Raw genomic sequence first — 22,754 nt, 5'->3', positions numbered from 1 at the left:
GATGCGTTAAAACTTAAAATCAAGACACTAACCATTAATCAAAATTATGGAAAATTCTTTCACTGCTGTATTTGAAAAGATAGATGATTGGTATATCGGCTACGTCCAAGAGTTACCCGGCGCTAATGTCCAAGAGAGAACTCTGGAAGAAGCTAGAGAAAGTCTACGGGAAGCGATAGAGTTGATTCTAATCTCAAATCGGGAACTCGCAGAGCAACAACTCTCCGGTAAAGATGTCGTCCGTGAACAGATTACTGTCAAATTATAGTGAAAAGACGTGAATTGATTCGCTATTTGGAAAAGAAGAGTTAACCAGATTTAAATTTGATTTAGATGAGCAAACAATATAAAATCTATCTTGATGCTTGTTGTTTGAATCGTCCCTTTGATGACCAGACGCAATCCCGTATTTATTTAGAAGCACAGGCAGTTATGACAATTCTAAGTCAATGTCAATCAGCGACTTGGAAACTTATCAATAGCAGTGCTTTAATCGCCGAATTAAACCAAACACCTGATTTAGAAAGACTACAAAACGTCAAAAAATTACTCGATATTGCTAAAATTAAAGTTATTAATAGCACCTTCATTGAAGACAGAGCCGCTCAACTTCAAAAATTAGGATTCTCCAGCTATGATGCCACCCATATCGCCAGCGCCGAAAGAAGTAAGGCTGATGTATTTCTCACAACAGATGACAGACTCTTCAAAAAAGCTCAAAAAAACTCTCAATTAATTAACGTATTGATTAATAATCCCGTTCAATGGCTGGCTGAAGTAATACAAGTCGAGGAAAGTAATGATGAAAACCCAAAATGAAATTATTAAACAAGGCTACGATGCCTTGATCAATTCTCTGGGAGTTCCCGATACTATTCGGTTTATTCAATATTTCAGTCCGGGTAAAGGAGACTACACCAAAGAACGTCATCAATGGCTAGATGAAAAAACTTTGGCGGATGTATTGGTAGAGATTAAAGAATTACCCGAAGACGACACCAATCAATATGATGAAATTATTGAGTAGCGATTTAGACAATATTTGAATTAATCGCGCTATGCCTTTGACAGCTTGAGGCGCACCACTACGTCAAAATTGAGGCATTTCCTAACCAAGCCCTCTTGCCTTGCCCGTTGAGAAATTTTAATTTCCCCCGTTATCATTAGAATGAGTACGTCTTACTAGTGCAAGCCTCAGTATCAGTAACTACCAGGGACATTCGACAGTTAAATAACTACATACTCCAAGCTAATCAAATTACCAAAGATTTGTTGCTATGGCGAGTACCAGAAAACTTAAAAACACTGATGAGAGTTAAAATCAACTTTCTGGTTGGATAAAACCTTTTTTAAACACAAAAACCTACTAAATTTTTTAAAGATCAGGCTATGGCAACCGAACAGTTAACTAGAGACAGCGATAATCTAGATTTAAATCAGCTACTAAGAACGCTGAATGCTGTTAAGCAAGGTGACTTTTCGGCTAGGATGCCTATAGACCATACTGGTGTGGCAGGGAAAATAGCTGATACGCTCAATGATATTATTGATCAAAATGAGCGGATGGCGGCGGAGCTACAACGGATTGGTAATGTTGTCGGCAAAGAAGGCAAAATTGCTGAACGTGCTTCTCTGGGAGATGTTCGTGGTTCTTGGTCAAATTGTGTTACTTCTGTCAATACTCTAATTACAGATTTAGTTCAACCAACAGCTGAAACTACGCGGGTAATTCGGTCGGTTGCTAATGGTGATTTATCCCAAACGATCGCCACAGAAATTGACGGCAGACCTCTTCAAGGTGAGTTTCTCCAAACTGCTAATATCGTCAACACGATGGTAGACCGGCTTGGTTCTTTTGCGAGTGAAGTAACAAGAGTTGCCCGTGAAGTGGGAACTGAAGGAAAGTTGGGTGTTCAAGCCGAAGTGCAAGGTGTGGCTGGCACTTGGAAAGATTTGACTGATAACGTTAACTTGATGGCGGGTAATCTCACCGGACAAGTTCGCAACATCGCCGAAGTTGCCACTGCGATCGCCAATGGTGACTTATCCAAAAAAATCACTGTTGATGTGAAAGGCGAAATTCTGGAGTTGAAAAACACCGTCAATACAATGGTGGATCAACTTAATTCTTTTGCATCGGAAGTAACGAGAGTTGCCCGTGAGGTGGGAACTGAAGGCAAGTTAGGCGTACAAGCCGAAGTTAAAGGTGTTGCAGGTACTTGGAAGGATTTGACTGACAACGTTAACTTGATGGCAGGGAATTTAACAGCCCAAGTCCGTAACATTGCGGAAGTGACAACGGCGGTAGCCAATGGCGACCTTTCCAAGAAAATTACTGTTGATGTCAAAGGCGAAATTTTAGAGTTGAAAAACACCGTCAACATCATGGTGGATCAACTTAATTCCTTTGCATCAGAAGTAACAAGGGTTGCCCGTGAGGTGGGTGCAGAAGGAAAATTAGGCGGTCAAGCAGAAGTTCGCGGGGTAGCGGGTACGTGGAAAGACTTGACCGATAGTGTGAATTTCATGGCGGGAAGCTTGACGGCACAAGTGCGGAATATTGCGGAAGTAACAACGGCTGTTGCAAACGGCGACTTATCCAAGAAAATCACTGTGGATGTGAAAGGTGAAATTCTGGAGTTGAAAAATACCATCAACACAATGGTGGATCAACTTAATTCTTTTGCATCAGAAGTAACAAGAGTTGCCCGTGAGGTGGGAACTGAAGGGAAGTTGGGCGTACAAGCAGAAGTCCGGGGAGTTGCGGGGACTTGGAAAGATTTAACCGACAACGTGAACTTAATGGCGGGTAATCTCACCGGACAAGTGCGAAATATTGCCGAAGTTGCCACTGCGATCGCAAATGGCGATCTATCTAAGAAAATTACCGTCGATGTTAGAGGTGAAATTCTCGAACTCAAGAATACCATCAATATAATGGTGGATCAACTTAGTTCCTTTGCAAGTGAAGTTACAAGGGTTGCCCGTGAAGTGGGCAGTGAAGGTAAACTGGGTGTTCAAGCAGATGTGCGAGGTGTCGCGGGTACTTGGAAAGATTTAACTGACAGCGTAAACTTCATGGCGGGAAGTTTAACGGCACAGGTGCGGAATATTGCCGAAGTAACTACGGCAGTTGCAACAGGCGACTTATCCAAGAAAATTACCGTTGATGTCAAAGGTGAAATTCTCGAACTCAAAAATACCATCAACACAATGGTGGATCAACTCAATTCCTTTGCATCAGAAGTAACAAGGGTTGCCCGTGAGGTGGGAAGCGAGGGTAAGCTTGGCGTGCAAGCAGAAGTGCGCGGCGTGGCTGGTACTTGGAAAGATTTAACTGACAGCGTGAACTTCATGGCGGGAAGTTTAACGGCACAGGTGCGGAATATTGCCGAAGTGACTACGGCGGTTGCAACAGGCGACTTATCTAAGAAAATCACCGTTGATGTCAAAGGTGAAATTCTGGAGTTGAAAAATACTATTAATACAATGGTGGATCAACTCAGTTCCTTTGCCAGTGAAGTGACGCGAGTCGCCCGTGAAGTGGGAACTGAAGGTAAATTGGGTGTACAAGCGGAAGTAAAAGACGTTGCCGGCACTTGGAAAGATTTAACTGATAGCGTGAATTTCATGGCGGGAAGCTTGACGGCGCAGGTGCGGAACATTGCCGAAGTGACAACTGCGATCGCAAATGGTGATTTATCTAAAAAAATTACTGTTGCTGTAAAAGGCGAAATTCTCGAACTTAAAAATACCATCAATATAATGGTGGATCAACTTAACTCTTTTGCAAGTGAAGTGACGCGAGTTGCCCGTGAGGTGGGAAGCGAGGGTAAATTAGGCGTACAAGCAGATGTGCGCGGTGTCGCTGGAACTTGGAAAGACTTAACCGACAGCGTGAACTTCATGGCGGGAAGTTTAACGGCACAGGTGCGAAACATTGCCGCAGTTACCACGGCTGTAGCTAATGGCGACTTATCTAAGAAAATCTCCGTTGATGTCAAAGGTGAAATTTTAGAGTTGAAAAATACCGTCAACACGATGGTTGATCAACTTAATTCCTTTGCAAGTGAAGTAACGCGGGTGGCGCGTGAGGTGGGAACTGAAGGTAAGCTGGGCGTACAAGCAGAAGTTAAAGGTGTAGCCGGCACTTGGAAGGATTTAACTGACAGTGTAAACTTCATGGCGGGAAGTTTGACGGCACAAGTGCGAAACATTGCCGAAGTTACGACAGCCGTCGCAAACGGCGACTTATCCAAGAAAATCACCGTCGATGTAAAAGGTGAAATTCAGGAACTTAAAAACACCATTAATACAATGGTGGATCAGCTAAATTCCTTTGCATCAGAAGTTACCAGGGTTGCCCGTGAGGTGGGAACGGAAGGTAAATTAGGCGTGCAAGCTTACGTCAGAGGAGTTGCTGGGACTTGGAAAGATTTAACTGATAACGTGAACTCGATGGCGGGGAACCTCACCGGACAAGTTCGCAACATCGCGGAAGTTACGAAAGCGGTAGCGAATGGCGACTTATCTAAAAAAATTACCGTCGATGCCAAAGGCGAAATTTTGGACTTGAAGAATACTACCAACACAATGGTGGATCAACTTAGTTCCTTTGCCAGTGAAGTAACGCGGGTGGCGCGGGAAGTGGGAACTGAAGGGAAGTTAGGCGGACAAGCGCAAGTCCAAGGTGTTGCAGGGACTTGGAAAGATTTGACAGATAACGTTAACTCGATGGCGGGTAACTTAACGGCACAAGTGCGCGGTATTGCCAGAGTTGTAACGGCAGTTGCTAACGGAGACTTGAAACGGAAACTGATGTTAGATGCTAAGGGAGAAATTGAAACCTTGGCAGAGACAATCAACGAGATGATTGATACTCTAGCGACATTTGCCAATCAGGTAACTACAGTAGCGCGGGAAGTAGGAATCGAAGGGAAGTTAGGCGGACAAGCTAGAGTACCAGGGGCGGCTGGGACTTGGAAAGATTTGACGGATAATGTGAACGAACTTGCTGCTACACTGACAACTCAGTTGCGAGCGATCGCAGAAGTTGCTACAGCTGTAACTAAAGGTGATTTAACTCGTTCAATTGCCGTCGAAGCATTAGGGGAAGTAGCGATACTCAAAGACAACATCAACCAGATGATTGCCAATCTGCGGGAGACAACGCAGAAAAATACTGAGCAAGATTGGTTGAAAACTAACCTAGCTAAATTTACCCGAATGCTGCAAGGGCAGCGAGACTTGGAAACCGTATCTAAATTGATTCTCTCAGAACTAGCACCCTTGGTAGGAGCGCAACACGGCGTATTCTTCCTGATGGAGTCTGGAGAAAATACACCGTTTTTAAAACTAATTAGTAGCTACGCTTACCGCGAACGCAGACATTTGGCTAACCGCTTCCACTTGGGTGAAGGTTTAGTGGGACAATGCGCTTTAGAAAAAGAGCGAATTCTGCTGACGGATGTACCAAGTGATTATGTCAGAATTGCCTCTGGTTTAGGAGAAGCAACCCCACTTAATGCTGTGGTGTTACCTGTACTCTTTGAAGGACAGGTGACAGCAGTCATAGAATTAGCTTCCTTCCGTCGCTTTAGCGAAATTCATTTGACATTTTTCGACCAGCTTACCGAAAGTATTGCGATCGTCCTCAACACGATCGCAGCATCCATGCGAACAGAAGAATTACTCAAGCAATCACAATCTTTGGCTGAAGAACTCCAAACCCAGCAAAATGAACTCCGAGAAACCAACAAGCGCTTAGAACAACAAGCCCAATCGCTCAAAACTTCAGAAGATTTACTCAAAGGACAGCAAGAGGAACTGCAACAAACCAACGCTGAGTTAGAAGAAAAGGCAGAGTTGTTAGCTATGCAGAAGAAAGAAGTCGAGCGCAAAAATCGAGAAATCGAACAAGCAAGAATGTCTTTAGAAGACAAGGCTGAACAACTCGCCCTTTCTTCAAAATACAAATCAGAATTTCTCGCCAATATGTCTCACGAACTGCGGACACCGCTAAATAGCTTGTTAATTTTGGCGAAGTTGTTAGCAGATAACATAGATCACAACCTCACCAGCAAGCAAGTTGAATACAGCCAGACAATTTACTCAGCCGGTACAGACTTGTTGGCATTAATCAATGACATTCTGGATCTCGCTAAAATTGAATCGGGAACCATGTCAATTGACATGACCCAAATGCCCTTGGTAGAGTTGGGCGAACAAATTGAGCGCACCTTCCGGCAAATCGCTCAGAGCAAAGGACTTGCATTCACAATTGAATTTACTCCCGAATTACCCACAACCATCTATACAGATGTCAAACGCTTACAACAAGTGTTAAAAAATCTCCTCTCCAACGCTTTTAAATTTACAGAGCAAGGGGAAGTCCGGTTGCAGATTGCGGTGGCGAAACAGGGATGGAGCAACGACCAAGTAACTTTAAATCGCGCTCAAAATGTCATCGCCTTCTCAGTTAGCGATACAGGGATTGGCATCGCTCCCGACAAGCAAAAAGTTATTTTCGAAGCATTTCAGCAAGCCGATGGCTCTACCAGCCGCAGATACGGCGGTACTGGATTAGGCTTATCAATTAGCCGCGAAATCGCCCGTCTCTTTGGCGGCGAAATTAAACTAACAAGTCAACCCGGTCAAGGTAGCACCTTTACATTCTTTTTCCCCCAATTGAATCCTGAACCTACATCAACACAACCCCTTACTCCCTACTCCCTACTCCCCACTCCCCACTCAGCACTCAGCACTCAGCACGGGCTAAACCTTAGCTATCCGCTAACATCACTGATTAATGACGATCGCGCTACTATTGGCATGGGCGATCGCGTCTTGTTAATTGTCGAGGATGACGTTAATTTTGCCCGTATCCTCATAGATATGGCGCAACAGCATGGATTTAAGGTGATAACAGCCCAAAATGGCAGTACAGGTTTAGCATTAGCGCAGCAATTCCATCCTTCAGCCGTTTTGCTAGATATCCGAATGCCAGAAATGGATGGTTGGACGGTATTGGATCGCCTCAAACATGACCCAAATACCCGCCACATTCCTGTACACATTATGACCGTTGAAGAAGGGCAACAACGCAGTTTGCAACTAGGTGCGATCGCATATCTGCAAAAGCCCTTAAGCAGCGAGATCATATCCGAGGCATTGGTCAAAATTAAAGGTTTTGTTGAACGCCAGGTAAAAAATTTACTGGTAGTCGAAGACGATGACACTCAACGGCATAGCATTGTCGAGTTAATTGGTAACAACGATGTTTATACTACTGCTGTTGCCACAGGTGCAGAAGCCCTAGAAGCCATCCGCAGCCAGCATTTTGATTGCCTCGTCCTCGATTTAGGGCTACCCGACATGACCGGGTTTGAATTGATCGATCAGATTAAGCTTCTACCTCACGGCAAAACATTACCCATCATTGTCTACACAGGTAGAGACATTAGCAAAGCTCAAGAAACCGAACTGAGACGGATTGCCGAAACAATTATCATTAAAGATGTGCGATCGCCCGAACGTCTCCTCGATGAAACGGCATTATTTTTACACCGAGTCCAAGCAAATTTACCTGCACCCAAACGACAAATACTTGAACAATTGCATTCCATAGATTACTTACTCGCTGGCAAGAAAGCGCTAATTGTAGACGACGATGTGCGTAATATTTTTGCGCTGACAAGTATGCTGGAGCGTTATCAAATACAAGTGTTATACGCTGAAAACGGCAGAGAGGGGATTAACGTGTTAGAAAATACACCAGATATTGATGTCGTTTTGATGGATGTAATGATGCCAGAAATGGACGGTTACGAAACAACAAGCTTAATCCGCCAAAACGAGCAATTTAAATCTTTGCCGATTATTGCACTGACAGCTAAAGCCATGCAAGGCGATCGCGAGAAGTGTATTGAAGCTGGTGCATCAGACTACATCACCAAACCCGTAGATACTGAACAACTGCTTTCACTCTTGCGTGTTTGGCTATATCGGTAAGCTAAATTAAAGGAGGCAGGGGACAGGGGACAGGGGACAGGGAGCCGTTGCAACTATTTCAACCCTAATAGGGATTTTGATTAATTGCAATTACGTATCCCTCTGATAGGTTTTCGCATTGGAATAGTTTCAATCCCTGATAGGGCAATACGGTTCAGTTAAGGCTAAAACTCTGTTACCAAAGTCGTTTTTTTAACGAACCGCCAAGGCGCAGAGAACGCAGAGAGAAGAAAGAGATGCTTAACTGAACTGTATTGCCTGATAGGGATTTTAATGAATTGCAATGAAATTGCGATCGCAGCAGGGCAGGGATTACAAATGTTTCAATCCCTGATAGGGATTTTAATGAATTGCAATTTGGTGTACCACAGATTGAATAATGCTTAGATAATTCGTTTCAATCCCTGATAGGGATTTTAATGAATTGCAATAGGTTTAATTACTGTTTCAATAATGTCTTTTGGAAGTTTCAATCCCTGATAGGGATTTTAATGAATTGCAATAAATAGCAACAACTCTCGCATAATTATCTTTCATGTTTCAATCCCTGATAGGGATTTTAATGAATTGCAATATAAGAATCGCCTGAACCAGAGGCTTTAAAACTGCAAGTTTCAATCCCTGATAGGGATTTTAATGAATTGCAATTGGAAACCATTCAATCCCTTTTCCATGTACCAGTTTCAATCCCTGATAGGGATTTTAATGAATTGCAATGCATCTTAATGTAATTCACATCTATATATATAAGGTTTCAATCCCTGATAGGGATTTTAATGAATTGCAATATATCAACTTCTAGATCGGCTGGCTCTACTGGCAAGTTTCAATCCCTGATAGGGATTTTAATGAATTGCAATAGCGGGACGCTGAAAGCCAAGCTGTATTTAGTTTTCAAGGTACGGTTGCGCGATTCAAGGGCAATCATAGCATTAGAGAATTCGTTTGGAAAGAGCGCCAAGAAAATTTAAAGGCTGAAATCGTATTTTGATAAGCATTTCAGAGATTGCGCGGATGATGATTAGGTAAAGAATGGGTTGAAAGCCTTACTGTACTTGGGATAGAAGCACTTTTTTAGACCTGTGGAATTTGTACACCTACCCTTCCGCGCATTTGAAATACAGAAACCTAGCCAGAAGGGGACTCAGCAAAGAAAATTGTTTCGTCTCGTGGCTGTTCTCCGCCAATACGTTCGACTTTTCGCTGACAGCAGCCACAGAGAAAATAAAAACGAACGCTATCGGTATCGGGTTTAATCAATTTAGATAAACGCGATCGCAGTTTAGCATACTGAGTAGGAGTGATATCGCACTCAAACACACTCAGTTGCATCCATTGTCCATAAGACTTGAGAATCGAATGGATTTTTGTCCGACGCTTATCTTCTGGAATGTCGTAGCTGACAACAATATACATGAAGGGAGTGGGAAGTGGGGAGATGAGGGAGATGGGGGAGATGGGGGAGAATGAATAATTACTTGAGAATTAAAGGGGGATATTTATCGATTTCGTTCATTAGGTATTTACTTAATAACCTTGCCTGAATTTCAAAAGATTCTTGATAGGTGCATTTGTTTCCCATGACTGGATGTTTGAAACTCGATAGTTTCTTTTGTTGGTAGGCGCGAAGAAATGTATGCAGTCCTTCTTTGGTTAAAGACACAGCACCACTGAGCGGTTCGGTGGTAAAGTCAGTTAGGGTTAGCGATCGCTTGTTAATCAGCGACAATACTACAGCATCCACTATTAAAGGACGAAATTCTTCCATCAAGTCCAAAGCTAGGGAAGGTCTACCATAACGTTCAACGTGTAAGTATCCTAGATAAGGATCGAAGCCAACAATATTTAAAGCACTTTGCACATCATGGCGTAGTAATGTATACCCAAAACTCAGTAGGGCATTAACCGGATCGGTTGGTGGGCGGCGTTTTCTGGCTTCAAAGCGAAATTCTGGGGTTTTGATTAGCTGTTGAAAACAACCGAAATAGGCTGCACTACCCGCACCTTCTAAGCCTCTAAGGGAATCAATACTGCTAGTTTTTTCGATTGGTGCGATCGCGTTTTCCAATCGAGTGATGTTATTATTCAGGTCAGTATCAGGATGTTCTCGCTGAGTGCGAAGTAATGTATGGCGATAATTTTTCAATTTACCCCGCACAAATCCTCTAACTAAATGTATCGCTGGTTCTGATTCTCCCACAGCTTGCCATTGGGCTTTACGAACAAAGATATTTTTGGTAACTTCTGGTTCTAAGCGCCCTAAATATCGTCCGTTTTGGGTGAGAAATGTTAAACAGATATGACGTTCTAAAAGTTCACTGACGACGGCGGGAGAAATAGTAGCCCGTCCTAGTACTACAATTCCTTCTAGTTTAATTAAAGGGATATCTAAGATTGTTTTTTGTTCAGCTTTGACGGTGAGACGCTCATCAACTTTACCAATAAAAGCATCGGCTTGTGTTACGTAAAGTGTTCCCATTTTTGATTCTTCCTAGTAATAATTGGTGCTAAAGTTTGAAAAGTATTAGGCGAATAGAATGATGCCTCCGGCACGCCAAGGGCGAACGCTACTACACAAGCAAAGTCCACCTCCGTGGACTAATAATCAAGGGTTTTCTAACCCACGGAGGTGGGTTTTGTCTGTGTAGCCGCGACTTCCAGTCGCCAGGGCTAGTAATAAATTGGATGATTTAATTTACTTCTTGATAACTTTTGACTTTATCGGTTGCTTTGGGCAAACATTGCGAATAAAGGCTGCATCCTTGGCAGCGTTTGCTGTAAACTGGTTTTGGCATTGCTCCTGTTTCTAGGAGATTTGTGACAGATTCAATAGTTGCGATCGCACTTTCTCTTAACTCTGCATTAATCTCTACTAATTGCCGTTGATGCGAGTGGGCATAATAGATATATCCGTTAGTAACAGGTTGTCCTGTCATCTCTTCTAAACATAAGGCTTGGGCACAAACTTGTAACTCATCGTTATCCCATTCGCCTTTGCATCCCCGTTTGTATTCCACTGGATAAAGTTGACCTAATTGTTCTTCAATTAAATCAGATTTTCCGATGAGTTTGTATTGCTCAGACTTCAGCCAAATTGCTCGAATTTGCCAAGTTTCTCCTCGTTGTACATCGCTTGTGGTGTGGACGCGATCGTGTAAGGTTGTGCCTTCAATTGTGTATTGATTATCCGTAAATTCCCCGGCACAAAACATCCGCCAACAACGATGCGGACAATAGGCATATTGATTCAATGCCGCAATAGAAATATATTCGGTTTGGTTCATAACTTAGGTGGTTTTTAAATGATTGTTGAAATTAGGGAGAATACAGCCGCCGCGCCATTCCCATTCCCATAGTTGTTTTGCGACCAATTCCTGCATACAAAGCAAAATCAGCTAAAGCATTAAGTTGCTTAATTTGTATGGGTTCAATTGCCCCCAAAATCTTGTAGTTAACTTCGCCAAGAATGCCAATAAATTTACTACGAGAGTCTGCTAATATTTCTGTGTGAATGTTGACAAAAGAAGGAAATATTGACTCTATGGTAATCTGAGGTAATTCTATACCACTGTATTTATTCCAGCGCGAAAGTAGGGAATTAAAAACAGATTCTCTTGTAGGAAGAGTAGTATCATACTGTCCTTGACGGAAGGCGGTAGGCGTGGAAAAGGTAAGATTAATGGAAGAATGGCGATCGCTAGCTTCTTCGTATAATTGAGCGTAAGTAGTGGCATTTGCCCAAGGTTGAATAGATTGGGGTGTACCCTGAATGCTGGTAATATACAAGTCAGCCGGGCCAAGATGCCAAGGGCGATTGGGATTCAGATTTAGCCAGAGTTGGGTAAGTTTGCTAAATAAAGTGTCATCTAATAAAGAGATGCGCCACCAACAAGGAGTTCCGGCGGGAATGGGTTGCTGATGTGAATATTGCAAACTACTGCTAGTAGAAATTTTAGATTTATATTTACCCCGATCCTGTCCCCTATCCCCTATCCCCTCTCCCTTTATTTGCAGGGGGGAAAGGGTGAAAGCTTTATCTGCGGTGGAATCGTGCAAGCGATCGCCTAATGTGCTATCTACTGAACTAACAAGGGTTAAAAATAGGGCGTGGAGATGTCTACCTGTAAGATACTGTGATGGAATGGGCGATTGGGGTAGCAAATTCAACACTAAACTATGAGGCATACTTTCTTTTTTTGGTTGTAGACTGAGTGCTTCTTGACTCTACAGTGAATTCAGGGATTTCCTGGAGTTCAGCATCACTCAAACTATACTGTTCACAAACGAGACTTAGGCGATTTCCTGGGGTTTTGACAGCGTTAACCGAATGGATTAAATCACCTTGAAAATAAACTAAAGTATTGAATTGGGGCTTAATTTGCCCAAGTTGACGTTTGTGCGATCGCAATACCAGTTCTCCCCCTTCCATATCCGCAGGTACGCGCACATAGAGGACACTGACAACCGCAGGCGGTTCAATGGTTTTGGAGTAGGAACGCAAGGAGCGATCGATATGCGGATCGACGCGGGAGCCTTCTTTGAGTTGTAAAGGATTGAGGTAAAAAGCATTACAACTCGGCTGGAGAGCCAAATCGAGGTAAGGTTTGAAGTAGGGAAACTGCTGTTCTACCTTTGCTAATCCAGAACGCTGAAATACTACAGAAAATCCTTTCGTGGCGACAAAATCGCGGTTGAGGTTGTTGATAGCAAAGTAAGGACAAGCTTGGATTTCTCCCCACAAGTTGTTTAGGTAGTCGCTGGGGAAGGCGTTGGTTTGTTGTTGATAGTGTTTCACTGGGGATAGAGGAGCGATCGCTGAATGTGATATCTAAAATTTTAAAGACTGTCGAGTGATGATAGTAGTATTCTTTTAAGTGAGAAAAACTACATAGTGAGAAAGACCAATGAGAATTGATGATTACAATGCAGCCAAGGCACTAACTGAAAAACTGAAAGAGAACTTACCCATTAAAGCACGTGCCGGGAAGGAGTTTTTGAAGACATTAAAGCAAAAAGGAGTAAACGCCGATCCAGACAGAGAATTTGAGATTGATTTCGTTGGCTATTCAGGAGATGAAGGCGGGATTATGTGCGGACTAAAAGAGCCAAATAATCCCGAAAGTAAAGAACAATATGTTTCTGCGATTACTCACTTAAAAATTGACCCTAATCATTCTCTAGCTGCTGAAGTACAGGCTTACCAACGCCAGCGAATACGTAAGTTAATGTTGCAAGATTCCAGAGGTTTTAAAGCCGAGTTAATGATGATAGAGCCTCGAAAAAATAAAAACCGTGGTAAAGGTTTTGGGAAGTGATTAACTCCGAAAACGATATTCTACCCGAACTGGGATTTTTAAGTTTTGAATGCCATCAAATTGATAGTATTGACCTCGCATTTGGACATTTTGAATTAAGCTAACTGGAGGCATATTCACAACATCATAGCTAATCACTTGATTCGTGAACATCACATCTAAAGGATTTAATGGATGTGTACAAGTGAATATACCTTCAGAAATTTTATGTTTTGGTAATTGTTCTACCGTTACTTCAGCCTTGCTCATCCATTTACCCAAACGAATCCACTTTGGTAATTTGAGTTCTTTTTGAGATATGACAAAAAACTCAAATTTACTTTCTGCTGCTATTTCTTTCGCTCTACCAAAACTAGGGATATTTTTCTGTGTTTTCTCCATTTCAACGTGGTAGTTGTTGTTAGCATACTTCCAGGTGTTGAGGATGGAAGAATGATTGAGCGATCGCGCCGGAGTTACGTAAATTCCTTGTTGATTGAGTGGCGTTAAATGCTCCTCATATTTTGGCACTTGTTCGGGGCAAAAATAGCGATAAGAATGTTCTTCAGCAACGGTAGTAGAGTATATTTGGCTATCAACTAAACCTAGTGCATAACAGAGAGCGTAATTGTGGATTATTGGCTCTGTTTCATACAATCGCCCGATTTCACGAGTTGCGAAATAGAGGCTGTCATGAAGTTCTATTTGACAACGGGAAATAAACACCATTACTCTTTCCCCGCTTTAGCAGCAGTTTTCTTCTTGCTGATATGCTTCTTGGCATAATCTTTAGCTTCTGCATCAGCTTTTTGCAAAATTGCCTGAATACCTTTCTCACTTCCTGTTAAAGTTTTGACTTCATTAATTAGGGATACAAAAGCATCACCAATTAAATCTGTGTGAACAATAAACTCATCAGCCATTAACGCCTCAATAGCATTTTTAGCAGCAGTAATTACATCATCCTCATCTAGTGGATCAGGAGCATTTAAAGTATTATTAGATTTCATTTGGTCATATATTGCCTGAGTCCAACGCAAGTTACTAGTAATTTCTCCATCTGCAAATACAACACCAATTAACTCATTTCTGACACGACCTGTACGGGTAGTTTGCGCTCCATAGTGACGAGTTCGCAGAATATTATTAAAAACGTAAAGAAAGCTAGCTTCAGTGGGGTCTTTCAAGGTGACAATACTAGGAAAGAAAACTTGCGGTCTAATGTGGTCTTGTTGATTGATCCGACTGGTAACTTCACCAGGTTTAGAACCATTTTCACCTTTGGAAGCCATCGTACCATTTTCATAAGGAGCATTGAGGGTGAATGTTTCGTGTGATTCATCAAAAGCTGTAATTGAGAATGCCGTGTCTACCACAACTTTCGATTTTTCAGAACCAGAGTCACCAATAGCAAATCCGTAAATGATGCAATCAGGATTATCCATTGCAAAATTTACATTGTATTCGCATTCTTCAGCAGTCATTAAGCCATAGTTACGCAGCAATTCCCGACCAACTAAACGCTCTGGAGTAGACTGTTTACGCTTGAACATTGACAAACGGCTAATTGTAGTTTTGTCTTTAACTCCTGCTCTTACCCGTGCTTTATTCAGTTCTGCATCTGTTTGAAATAGAGGGTAAGATTCAGTAATGCGAATAGTCAAGAAATGAACATATTTCCCCATTGGTTTGTAAGGAATCTCAGTTTGAAAGAATTTGGATTCAACAGTTTTTAAAATTGCCATGATTTATCTCCAAAAAATTGTTTACTACTTGTTTACTTCTAGAAGAATTTATTCCGGTTCCTTAACATCATCTATTACAGGAATATTTTCATTTTTTCCTGCATTTTCTTTGTCATCTTCAAGACGATAAAGAAATTCGCAAGTATCCCTAATTAAGTTGAGTTGACGGCCTGCTAAACGAGCGCGATCGCCTGCAAATGCGTTATCAAATACCTCCACTACAAAATACTTGGCAAAATCTAGAACAGCTTGCCGTTCTTCCTCTCGTTTGCTCATAATCCAACGTCCTTCAGCAGTAGAAGAATGAACGCGATCCATGAGTTTAAAAACTTCTGCTGCAACAGCCACAACTAATGTTTCTCCCTGAAACACACTTGACTCAGCTTTGAGTATAGTTTCAGCCGCAATATCAACTGGTTTCAACACAGCATTAGACTTAGGATTATAACGCTTATTAGCTCGGTAAAATCTGCGGTATAAATCTGTTAATTTCTTAGGATGATTTAGACTTGATGCTTCTCCCACAATTAATTGCTCCATATTAGTGTCATATTTCACATAAGGGTCAAAACAAGGATAAAAATGATAGGCATAAAGCCGAATTTTCTCGATTCGCGCTGTTTCCGATCCCTGGTTACGCACCCAGCGATTGAGATAAGAAAAGACGTATAGTGGACTGGTTTCAAAATCTTTAGCCAGTTCTGTAAATCTTCCCCAGTTGGCATCGTAACCAGACTTACCCTGTCGCGCATTCACATCTAAATGAATGGCATAAGCGGCGGTAAGCACATTTAAAGGTGCTGGGTATTGAATACCGTTTTCGTTCCAGCCTTCGAGGATGTAGTCAAGACGGAAGCGATCGCGCCTTACTAAAGCACGGAAAGCATGAGGCGCACTATCAAGGAAAACGCTTTCCTCAAATTCAGCCCCATCATTAAAAGGTGGAATTGGTGACTCTGAAACCACAGTTTTAACATCTAAAATCATCGGGAAAGCAAACGCTAACCAAGTTGGCATTACCCAAGATTCTGTATCGGTGCTGTCTCTTCCTGGCGGGAGTGCCATGAAGTAAAATGTTAAAGGCTGGTCTTCAGGATAGGAAAGCTTAAAGGTGCGATCCTTGTCACGCTGGAGGTTTTCATCAATTAAGAAACTATCTACACTTTGGTAGCGATCACGCCCCAAATTCGCCTGTAAATCCTTACTGATAAAATGGTTGCGAACGCTGGTATCAAAGCGAGTTTGAGCAATACCATTGTATGCTTTCTGCAAAAACTTATTAGTCTCTGGAGTAAAGTAATAAGTGGGATAAAAGTAGAGATAGCGATATTTACCATCTTCAAATCGCTTACCTACAGCTTGAGTTTGATTCATCAAGATTTGCCTCAGCATCATCTCTACACCTGCAATACTGGAGATATTGCGTTTAGCGTTAGAACCTCCTAACATTTGCTTGTTTGTATAAACTTGAGGCGTAAATAAAACTGCTGATTCCATTTGCTCAGTAACTGTGTAAGCAGAATGAGAAATTGAGCAGATTAATTGTTTCCCTCGCCCTGCTTTTTTCGCAGCATTGTAATTATCTAACTCATTTAGAAATGTTTCAACTTGCGTTTTAACAGATGGCTCTTGATTAGTGCCTGGTAACATCACAACTCGTTTTACCCAGAGCCTTAAATCATCCCAACCATCAGGTAATTGATACTGAGAAATTATCGGAGAAATTAAGGTTGTCAAATACTCAATGACTTGCTGACAAGCTTCGCGTACATCTTCAATTCCTGGATGATGTTCTAAATATTTAGCCGCCAGATAATACCATTCATAAGGTACTCCTCCCGTATTTCCCTTTAACTTGTTTTCTTTGAGACTTTCGTTAATGCGTTGAATTTCTCTAATTTGGGGTAAACATTCTGCTAAATTCCAAAATTCTGCAACTTTGTGAGTTAAATCAAAATCGGGAACTGCTGGCAGCTTTTTATCTTTCTTCCGAGCATAATCAACGCGATTAACTGTCTCTTCCCAAATCTTCCGGCTAACTAAATCACCAAATTCTGCTATTTGGTCAATACGGATATCGTCTTCAAATTTGAAGTCATAATCAGCAGATAAAACATTTTGTTGCTGAAACTTATTCAGATTTTCGCTGCGACTTTTAGCAACAGAGCCTTTATTAGGGTTTAAGATGCGTAATGTAGCATCTAAAGCTACTTTCATCAAGCCTATATCATCAAAAAATAAATTGTAATATTCGGCATATTTCATGCCTTTGCCATCTCTACCAAATCCTGTTTGTCTGAGGCGTAATTGACCTGCACAAAGCGATTTAATACTGTTAACTACACGGTCTGGTAAATCTTCCGGCGAGATAGCTGGAGCATTGCGCGAAGCCAAGTAAATCACGCCTGTTGGCAGATATAACAAAGGTTCATAGTAGGTATACTCATCAGTATTGAGACTAGTATGAGCCTGAATTAAAGCATTATTCACCACATTAGTTAAAACACCACGATTCTCAGCAATGCTGTGATAGGTAAATTTTAATTGCCCATCACTGAGGCTGTGGATGATTTCTTTGAGTCTAGGATGTTCTGCATCCTGGGGATGTTTAACAATTGAGGCGAGAGAATCAGCTAAACAAGTTAAATCAGATAGACTGCGAAGGGTACGGTCTTTGAGAAGAGGATTCAACCCAAATTCAGAAAAATTCCAGTTAGTATCCCAGCGACGTTGAGCATTATAAGCCATGCACAATAAATCATCTAAATACTCTCGATAAGCTTCAGTATTTTCTGGATTTATAAAGTTATCTAGTCCTAACTGGTGAACTTTTTTATCAATAATTTCGCGATGTTCTGCTAACGGCAACTTGCGGCAGTTTTCAGGTACATCAGGAAACTTTTCAAAATCATGTAAAATAAATCCAGCAATTACCAAACGTCGTTCTCGCTCTTTCACCACTCGCTGCACTGTGGTATTAAGTTTTTCTAAACGTTTCTCAATTAAATTAGCGGGGAATAATCCATTGAGTAAGTGAGTATTCAGCGATTGGTCAGCAGCATTATCTCGTCTGACTTTAATTTTTCCTTCTGCTTCTCGCTGTTGGTCAATTTCATCAAAAAACTTACCGCCTTTCGCAGTTACACCAATTGCTATCCGCAACAGATTTGGTAAAACATATTCACCAAAGTCTGCCATTACCTTATCATCGGGATTTTGAGACTGAATTGCTTCTCGTAATAACTTGAGTGTTAGTAACTCACCTTTAGTTTCAATAGTGCGGTCTGAAGAATCTCCATCAAAACCAAAATCACCTGATAACCAATCATCATTAGACATTTTCAAACTCCAATTTTTTACTCCACGCCTTCTAGCAACTTGGCAACTTGCTCTGGAGCCGGAAGCTGATTTTTTAGTTCTTGAGGCAACGTAGAAAACAGTTTATAAGTTGCGATACCGATTGGTTTATTCGATTCTCTCAGTGCATACTCAACAATGGTTTTATCCTTAGATTTGCAAAGAATAATTCCGATTGAGAGATTTTCGTCTGGAAATCGAGATAAATCATCTAAAGCCGCCAGATAAAATTGCATTTTTCCCACATACTCAGGTAGGAACTCTCCAGTTTTTAACTCAATTGCAACTAGACATTTTAATTGGCGGTGATACAGCAACAGGTCAATAAAAAATTCTTTATCGCCAACTTCTAAGCGATACTGACTGCCAACAAAAGTAAACCGCCCGCCCATTTCTTGCAAGAATGGTTCAACTCTTGCCAAAATCGCCTGTTCTAACTGTCGCTCACTGTGTTCATCTGCTAGTTCCAAGAAATCAAAAGTATATTCATCTTTGACTGCTAGTTTTAATTGGTTACGGATTTCTGCTGGAACAGTTTTATCAAAGTTAGTCTGATTCAACAGAGTCTTTTCATAGGTTTGATTTTCAATTTGGTGAATCAAAACATTCTTTGTCCAGCCAAATTTACGAGTCATTCTGATATAAAATTCCCGTTCTAGGTCATCTTTGCATTTCTCTACAATGACCAGATTGTGACTCCATCCAATTTCTCGCACCATTGGTGCGAGTTTTTCATTGTTGACGTATGATTCATAAAAAAGCCTCATCCGCCAGAGGTTAGCAGCAGAAAATCCGCTAATTCCTGGAAACTCTGCTTGTAAGTCTTTTGCTAACTGTTCTACTACGGATTTTCCCCAACTAGCGCCCTGTTGTTGAGTAACAATTATCTGTCCAATGTCCCAGTAAAGGTTAATCATTTCCCGATTAACTGCTTTTAGTGCTTCGTACTGGGCTGAACGAATACGCTGTTTTATTTCCATTAGCAAATGTCTGTAATTGTCTGAAACGGGGTTACTCATAGCGGAAAAAGTTCAACTTATTCATGACCAACTAGCCGAGACGCATAAACTAAACAGGCTTGCACATCTTCCCGTTCTAACCAGGGATAACCTTCTAATAAGGTTTCGATAGTATCTCCCGCCGCCAACATCCCCAAAATATGTTCAACTGCAAGGCGACGACCTCGAATAATTGGTTTACCACCAAAGATTTGAGGGTTGATTGTGATTCTTTCTAAAAGTTTTTGTTCGTTCATGGATTATGTCAGATAAGGAATTGTTTTTCTTTGCCAATCATATTTTTACGCTAAGAAAAGAAGGAAGCATTCATAAAATCAACTGCTTTAAGATTTTGATGTATACCAGACTTGTACCCAGCTATCTGCCACAAGTTTTGCTTTGTGGTTCTAGGGGGTTGAGACTAATTACGCCTGAACTTAATGCCGTAACCTACTGTTCAGCTTCCCTCTATAGCAAAAAATTCTCTGTTTGACCAAGAAATTCGCTAACACCACATTAATATCGGTTAAGATTTGGGCAAACGATACTTGTGTTTGAGTCCAACTCGCTCTCTGACTATTGGAAAGCCTTTTTTGTCACGAGCTTTATCTACAGCGTCTCCAAAGCGCCAACCGACTTTATCGGGTTGAGCTAGTTCATCACCCCAGTGCCATTCGCCGTCTGATAAGACTTCAATTAACAGCTCAACCTTGGTCTTCTTACGTTTTCGCATCTTTCAATTCTTGAAGTAAGTTTACATACAACTCATTAGAACTGATAGTTTTTTTAACTACCAGTCTTGCCAGTCGCATACTCAGAAGCTAACTTAAGCGAAAGCCGATTGCAAGAAACTAGTGCATTAAGTTTTAGACCTATTTAACATGATAAATATCTGGTCAAATAAGTCAGCACTTGATGGCGGTTACGTTCACCCACTATCTGTTATTCTCAGATCAAGACGGAGACTCACTATACAAATAAGGTGAGATTACTAATCCCTATCAGGGATTGAAATAAATACGTCTGAACTTACTGGCGTAAGCTTTTTCTCCGTTACACTAACCAAAATCCCTATCAGGGATTGAAACCTCAAACAACCCATATCTCATCTCCTTTGCTTTTAAACGTGTATGCAAGCGTATCCAGCAACAGTGCAGAGTGACCAAAAGCGATCGCATAGGGCACAGTAGCATCATGAAAGCTATACTGATCGCTGATGCCATAAATCTGAAAATTCATCGGTAGTCTTAGCCGCATCCGCACTTCAGCAAGAGGACGGCGAATCACGTAACAAACCAAACCTTCCTTTTTTAGGCGTTTGTTAATTTCCCCAACCCAATAGTTGTCAGGTTGCCAAATTTCCACACCAGTCAAAACCTGAACTTTCCAAGCGTCAGCAATTGGCTGCAAGTTTCCAGAATAGGTAAACTTCCAGTTCAGCCGTTCCTCTCGGTAGGAACGCAACTTCATAAATGCTAGACAATGAGCAAATCTTCCTTTGGCAATGGGTTGTCCGGTGCGTTCTGCGGTTTCTTTGAGTGTCCGTATAAATGCCGCTTCCGTCCACATTTCAATTTCTAAATTGCCCAAAATACCGGGTAAATCGTAGTTTTTAAACCTATCTGCTTCGTTTTCTTCCGTTAAGTCGTATAAACCACACTGCAAAGGACTTAAACCTCGAAAACTAGCAGCATCCTCAGCAATAGGATTTCCTGATTTACCAGAAAGTGCTTGCCAATCTTTCGCCCATCCCGAAACACTTCCAGCCGCAGACTTTAGACTTGTTTCAAAGACTTGTTCACAGGCTTCTTGAAACTTGTCTCGGCTTTGGGCATACTGTTGTTTAATTGTGCGATCGCTCAACTGATAAAACAGCCAAAATGATTGCACAGCCCCCCAACGACGATAATAACCACGAAAATCGTTGATTTGTCGATAATTCTCAGTAATTGTATTGTGAAAAAAGGGGCGATCGCAAATACTATTCACTTTTAATGGTGGAGTATCACCCTTAAATAATCGCTCTACCAAAAAGTTAGGAACTAGAGAAAAAGCTGTAAAATTCTCAAACTTAACTATCTGTCCATCTTTCTCATATTCGTCATGCCTTCCTAAGCGTCCTAAACGTTGGATAAAGTTACCTGCATCGGATGATTCAAACATTAGGAAATTGATTTTAAAATCAACTCCAACATCAATTGTGCTAGTACCAATAACCAAGTCAGCAGAAAGACTTCGCTCCTTTTCTCCTTTTCCTGATAACCCTGTATTCTCTCCAACTTTCAAGCCGTAAGGCTGTAAGATTTCCCGAAAAAATTGAGTTAGGCGTTTGACTGCTGCGATTGAGTTAAGAATGATTGCGCCTTTACTTCCTGGATGCTGCTGAAACTGAGCCAAAATCAAATTACTATTTTCTTTTAGCCAGGTTTCCGAAGCTTTAAATGATGGTTCCAAAGGAATGAAATTCAGCGTAATTGTCCGTGCTACTTGTCGCCAGCCCTGTGTTTGCAGTTGCTGCCCTTCTTCTTGTGTATCGGGAAATTGATATTTATTTTGTTTTAGAGGATCAATTTCTTTACAACGAAATCCTGCTTTTTCTAATCGGCCAATTAAGTTTGTATCTGGTGTGGCTGAGAGAAACAGAAATTTCTTGCGGCGATTTGTACAGCGAATTAACAACATTGTGTTAATCACACTAGCAATTTGTGGAGCAGCAAAAACATGAAATTCATCAAAAATGAATAAGTCAAAATCTTTATCAATTCTGCCCCATAACTTATCTGGACTATCGCCACGAATTATATAAGCACCTCGATGTAAGTAGTGAAAAATATCAGGGTTGGTTAATAATGCTTCTCTCTGGTTAGTCAGAGTTGCGATCGCAGCCCCTTTTTTCAATCCTTCATTTTCTGCATAAATCTCTAAATCAGCACCACTGAGTCGCACTACACGCGGCTGATTCTCTGGCTGGAATTTCTCAACATATCCTCTAATCTGCGTTTCTTGATCGCGGGCGAGTTCATTGGTTGGGTAAAGTCCGATTGCAGAAAATTCACCCTGAAGAACTTCTAGGTAAGCCGCAAGACTTTTACCATCACCAGTCATCGCAGTGTTGAACACTACATCAATATTTGGATCGCGCAACGCTTCTAAAGTTGCGGCTTGATGCCAAGAAAGCGACCAATCTTTAGGTAATTTCACCCCGTCAGGTGTCGGGACGGTTTGCGAGTAAACAGGCTTGAGAGTAATTCTGTAATTTTCGGACATACACTTAAATAGTGTCCGTAACTGGTTGTTAAAAACTATATTGGCACGCAAAATAGAAGTTGACAAGAGAGTACAAGTACAAA

Annotated in this window: 17 protein-coding genes and 1 CRISPR repeat array; of the genes, 5 read left to right on the top strand and 12 right to left on the bottom strand. The window is 41.4% G+C overall.

Going from position 1 to position 22,754, the window contains the following annotated elements; all coding sequences use genetic code 11:
• The first annotated feature begins 46 nt into the window (after nucleotides 1-46).
• The 4 genes from GJB62_RS23780 (at nucleotide 47) to GJB62_RS23765 (ending at nucleotide 8,010) form a co-directional block, all read left to right on the top strand.
• Entirely contained in the window at nucleotides 47-268 is a 222-nt protein-coding gene (locus GJB62_RS23780) for a type II toxin-antitoxin system HicB family antitoxin (protein WP_114082620.1), read from the top strand.
• A gap of 65 nt (nucleotides 269-333) precedes the next feature.
• Nucleotides 334-819, top strand: coding sequence for a PIN domain-containing protein (locus tag GJB62_RS23775; RefSeq protein ID WP_114082621.1), 486 nt, complete (start codon nucleotides 334-336; stop codon nucleotides 817-819).
• On the top strand, nucleotides 803-1,027 hold the full coding sequence (locus GJB62_RS23770) for a hypothetical protein (RefSeq protein ID WP_114082622.1): 225 nt from the start codon (nucleotides 803-805) through the stop codon (nucleotides 1,025-1,027). Before GJB62_RS23775 ends, GJB62_RS23770 begins: the two co-directional genes overlap by 17 nt.
• A 362-nt stretch (nucleotides 1,028-1,389) precedes the next feature.
• Entirely contained in the window at nucleotides 1,390-8,010 is a 6,621-nt protein-coding gene (locus GJB62_RS23765) for a HAMP domain-containing protein (RefSeq protein WP_114082623.1), read from the top strand.
• Nucleotides 8,011-8,258: 248 nt separating this feature from the next.
• Nucleotides 8,259-8,870: a CRISPR direct-repeat array (repeat unit 37 nt; unit sequence GTTTCAATCCCTGATAGGGATTTTAATGAATTGCAAT).
• 268 nt (nucleotides 8,871-9,138) lie between these two features.
• On the opposite strand, the gene cas2 is transcribed toward GJB62_RS23765, so the two are convergent.
• The 5 genes from cas2 to GJB62_RS23740 form a co-directional block, all read right to left on the bottom strand.
• A complete protein-coding gene (gene cas2 / locus GJB62_RS23760) occupies nucleotides 9,139-9,426 on the bottom strand; it encodes a CRISPR-associated endonuclease Cas2 (RefSeq protein ID WP_114082624.1) in 288 nt (95 codons plus the stop codon).
• Nucleotides 9,427-9,484: 58 nt separating this feature from the next.
• Complete coding sequence (cas1d, locus tag GJB62_RS23755; RefSeq protein WP_114082625.1) at nucleotides 9,485-10,489, bottom strand: type I-D CRISPR-associated endonuclease Cas1d; 1,005 nt, start codon at nucleotides 10,487-10,489, stop codon at nucleotides 9,485-9,487.
• A 211-nt stretch (nucleotides 10,490-10,700) separates the two neighbouring features.
• Nucleotides 10,701-11,294, bottom strand: coding sequence for a CRISPR-associated protein Cas4 (gene cas4 / locus GJB62_RS23750; RefSeq protein ID WP_114082626.1), 594 nt, complete (start codon nucleotides 11,292-11,294; stop codon nucleotides 10,701-10,703).
• Nucleotides 11,295-11,325: 31 nt separating this feature from the next.
• Nucleotides 11,326-12,195 carry a CRISPR-associated endoribonuclease Cas6 gene (gene cas6 / locus GJB62_RS23745; protein ID WP_114082627.1) on the bottom strand — a complete coding sequence of 290 codons (870 nt, stop codon included), beginning with the start codon at nucleotides 12,193-12,195 and terminating at the stop codon, nucleotides 11,326-11,328.
• Complete coding sequence (locus GJB62_RS23740; RefSeq protein WP_114082628.1) at nucleotides 12,185-12,805, bottom strand: 2OG-Fe(II) oxygenase; 621 nt, start codon at nucleotides 12,803-12,805, stop codon at nucleotides 12,185-12,187. Before GJB62_RS23740 ends, cas6 begins: the two co-directional genes overlap by 11 nt.
• Nucleotides 12,806-12,914: 109 nt before the next feature.
• Here GJB62_RS23740 and GJB62_RS23735 point away from each other — a divergent pair, with 109 nt between their 5' ends.
• Entirely contained in the window at nucleotides 12,915-13,325 is a 411-nt protein-coding gene (locus GJB62_RS23735) for a hypothetical protein (protein ID WP_114082629.1), read from the top strand.
• Here the strand turns inward: GJB62_RS23735 and cas5d are convergent, their stop codons facing one another.
• The 7 genes from cas5d to cas3 form a co-directional block, all read right to left on the bottom strand.
• Nucleotides 13,326-14,033, bottom strand: a complete 708-nt coding sequence (cas5d, locus tag GJB62_RS23730; protein ID WP_114082630.1) for a type I-D CRISPR-associated protein Cas5/Csc1 — start codon at nucleotides 14,031-14,033, stop codon at nucleotides 13,326-13,328.
• A complete protein-coding gene (gene cas7d / locus GJB62_RS23725) occupies nucleotides 14,033-15,049 on the bottom strand; it encodes a type I-D CRISPR-associated protein Cas7/Csc2 (RefSeq protein ID WP_114082631.1) in 1,017 nt (338 codons plus the stop codon). The genes cas5d and cas7d overlap by 1 nt, the downstream gene beginning before the upstream one ends.
• 48 nt (nucleotides 15,050-15,097) lie before the next feature.
• Nucleotides 15,098-18,388: a type I-D CRISPR-associated protein Cas10d/Csc3 gene (gene cas10d, locus GJB62_RS23720; protein WP_114082632.1), complete on the bottom strand. Its 3,291-nt coding sequence runs from the start codon at nucleotides 18,386-18,388 to the stop codon at nucleotides 15,098-15,100.
• Between the two features lie 17 nt (nucleotides 18,389-18,405).
• Nucleotides 18,406-19,425, bottom strand: a complete 1,020-nt coding sequence (locus GJB62_RS23715; protein ID WP_114082633.1) for a PDDEXK nuclease domain-containing protein — start codon at nucleotides 19,423-19,425, stop codon at nucleotides 18,406-18,408.
• A gap of 17 nt (nucleotides 19,426-19,442) precedes the next feature.
• Complete coding sequence (locus GJB62_RS23710; protein WP_114082634.1) at nucleotides 19,443-19,661, bottom strand: DUF433 domain-containing protein; 219 nt, start codon at nucleotides 19,659-19,661, stop codon at nucleotides 19,443-19,445.
• Between the two features lie 269 nt (nucleotides 19,662-19,930).
• Nucleotides 19,931-20,137, bottom strand: a complete 207-nt coding sequence (locus tag GJB62_RS23705) for a hypothetical protein (protein ID WP_114082635.1) — start codon at nucleotides 20,135-20,137, stop codon at nucleotides 19,931-19,933.
• 356 nt (nucleotides 20,138-20,493) lie between these two features.
• Nucleotides 20,494-22,671 carry a type I-D CRISPR-associated helicase Cas3' gene (cas3, locus tag GJB62_RS23700; RefSeq protein WP_114082636.1) on the bottom strand — a complete coding sequence of 726 codons (2,178 nt, stop codon included), beginning with the start codon at nucleotides 22,669-22,671 and terminating at the stop codon, nucleotides 20,494-20,496.
• Between the last annotated feature and the right edge of the window lie 83 nt (nucleotides 22,672-22,754).

The sequence above is a fragment of the Nostoc sp. ATCC 53789 genome, from assembly GCF_009873495.1.
Lineage (GTDB): Bacteria > Cyanobacteriota > Cyanobacteriia > Cyanobacteriales > Nostocaceae > Nostoc > Nostoc muscorum_A.
The sequence above is the reverse complement of the archived record's forward strand: the minus strand, read 5'-3'. Positions and strand labels throughout refer to the sequence as shown.

Excerpts from the sequence above, each read along its gene's own strand:
- cas4 (WP_114082626.1), bottom strand. The coding sequence starts at position 11,294 with ATGAACCAAACCGAATATATTTCTATTGCGGCATTGAATCAATATGCC.
- cas2 (WP_114082624.1), bottom strand. The coding sequence starts at position 9,426 with ATGTATATTGTTGTCAGCTACGACATTCCAGAAGATAAGCGTCGGACA.
- cas1d (WP_114082625.1), bottom strand. The coding sequence starts at position 10,489 with ATGGGAACACTTTACGTAACACAAGCCGATGCTTTTATTGGTAAAGTT.
- GJB62_RS23715 (WP_114082633.1), bottom strand. The coding sequence starts at position 19,425 with ATGAGTAACCCCGTTTCAGACAATTACAGACATTTGCTAATGGAAATA.
- GJB62_RS23710 (WP_114082634.1), bottom strand. The coding sequence starts at position 19,661 with ATGAACGAACAAAAACTTTTAGAAAGAATCACAATCAACCCTCAAATC.
- GJB62_RS23770 (WP_114082622.1), top strand. The coding sequence starts at position 803 with ATGAAAACCCAAAATGAAATTATTAAACAAGGCTACGATGCCTTGATC.
- GJB62_RS23780 (WP_114082620.1), top strand. The coding sequence starts at position 47 with ATGGAAAATTCTTTCACTGCTGTATTTGAAAAGATAGATGATTGGTAT.
- GJB62_RS23765 (WP_114082623.1), top strand. The coding sequence starts at position 1,390 with ATGGCAACCGAACAGTTAACTAGAGACAGCGATAATCTAGATTTAAAT.
- GJB62_RS23735 (WP_114082629.1), top strand. The coding sequence starts at position 12,915 with ATGAGAATTGATGATTACAATGCAGCCAAGGCACTAACTGAAAAACTG.
- cas5d (WP_114082630.1), bottom strand. The coding sequence starts at position 14,033 with ATGGTGTTTATTTCCCGTTGTCAAATAGAACTTCATGACAGCCTCTAT.
- cas3 (WP_114082636.1), bottom strand. The coding sequence starts at position 22,671 with ATGTCCGAAAATTACAGAATTACTCTCAAGCCTGTTTACTCGCAAACC.
- cas6 (WP_114082627.1), bottom strand. The coding sequence starts at position 12,195 with ATGCCTCATAGTTTAGTGTTGAATTTGCTACCCCAATCGCCCATTCCA.
- cas10d (WP_114082632.1), bottom strand. The coding sequence starts at position 18,388 with ATGTCTAATGATGATTGGTTATCAGGTGATTTTGGTTTTGATGGAGAT.
- GJB62_RS23775 (WP_114082621.1), top strand. The coding sequence starts at position 334 with ATGAGCAAACAATATAAAATCTATCTTGATGCTTGTTGTTTGAATCGT.
- GJB62_RS23705 (WP_114082635.1), bottom strand. The coding sequence starts at position 20,137 with ATGCGAAAACGTAAGAAGACCAAGGTTGAGCTGTTAATTGAAGTCTTA.
- cas7d (WP_114082631.1), bottom strand. The coding sequence starts at position 15,049 with ATGGCAATTTTAAAAACTGTTGAATCCAAATTCTTTCAAACTGAGATT.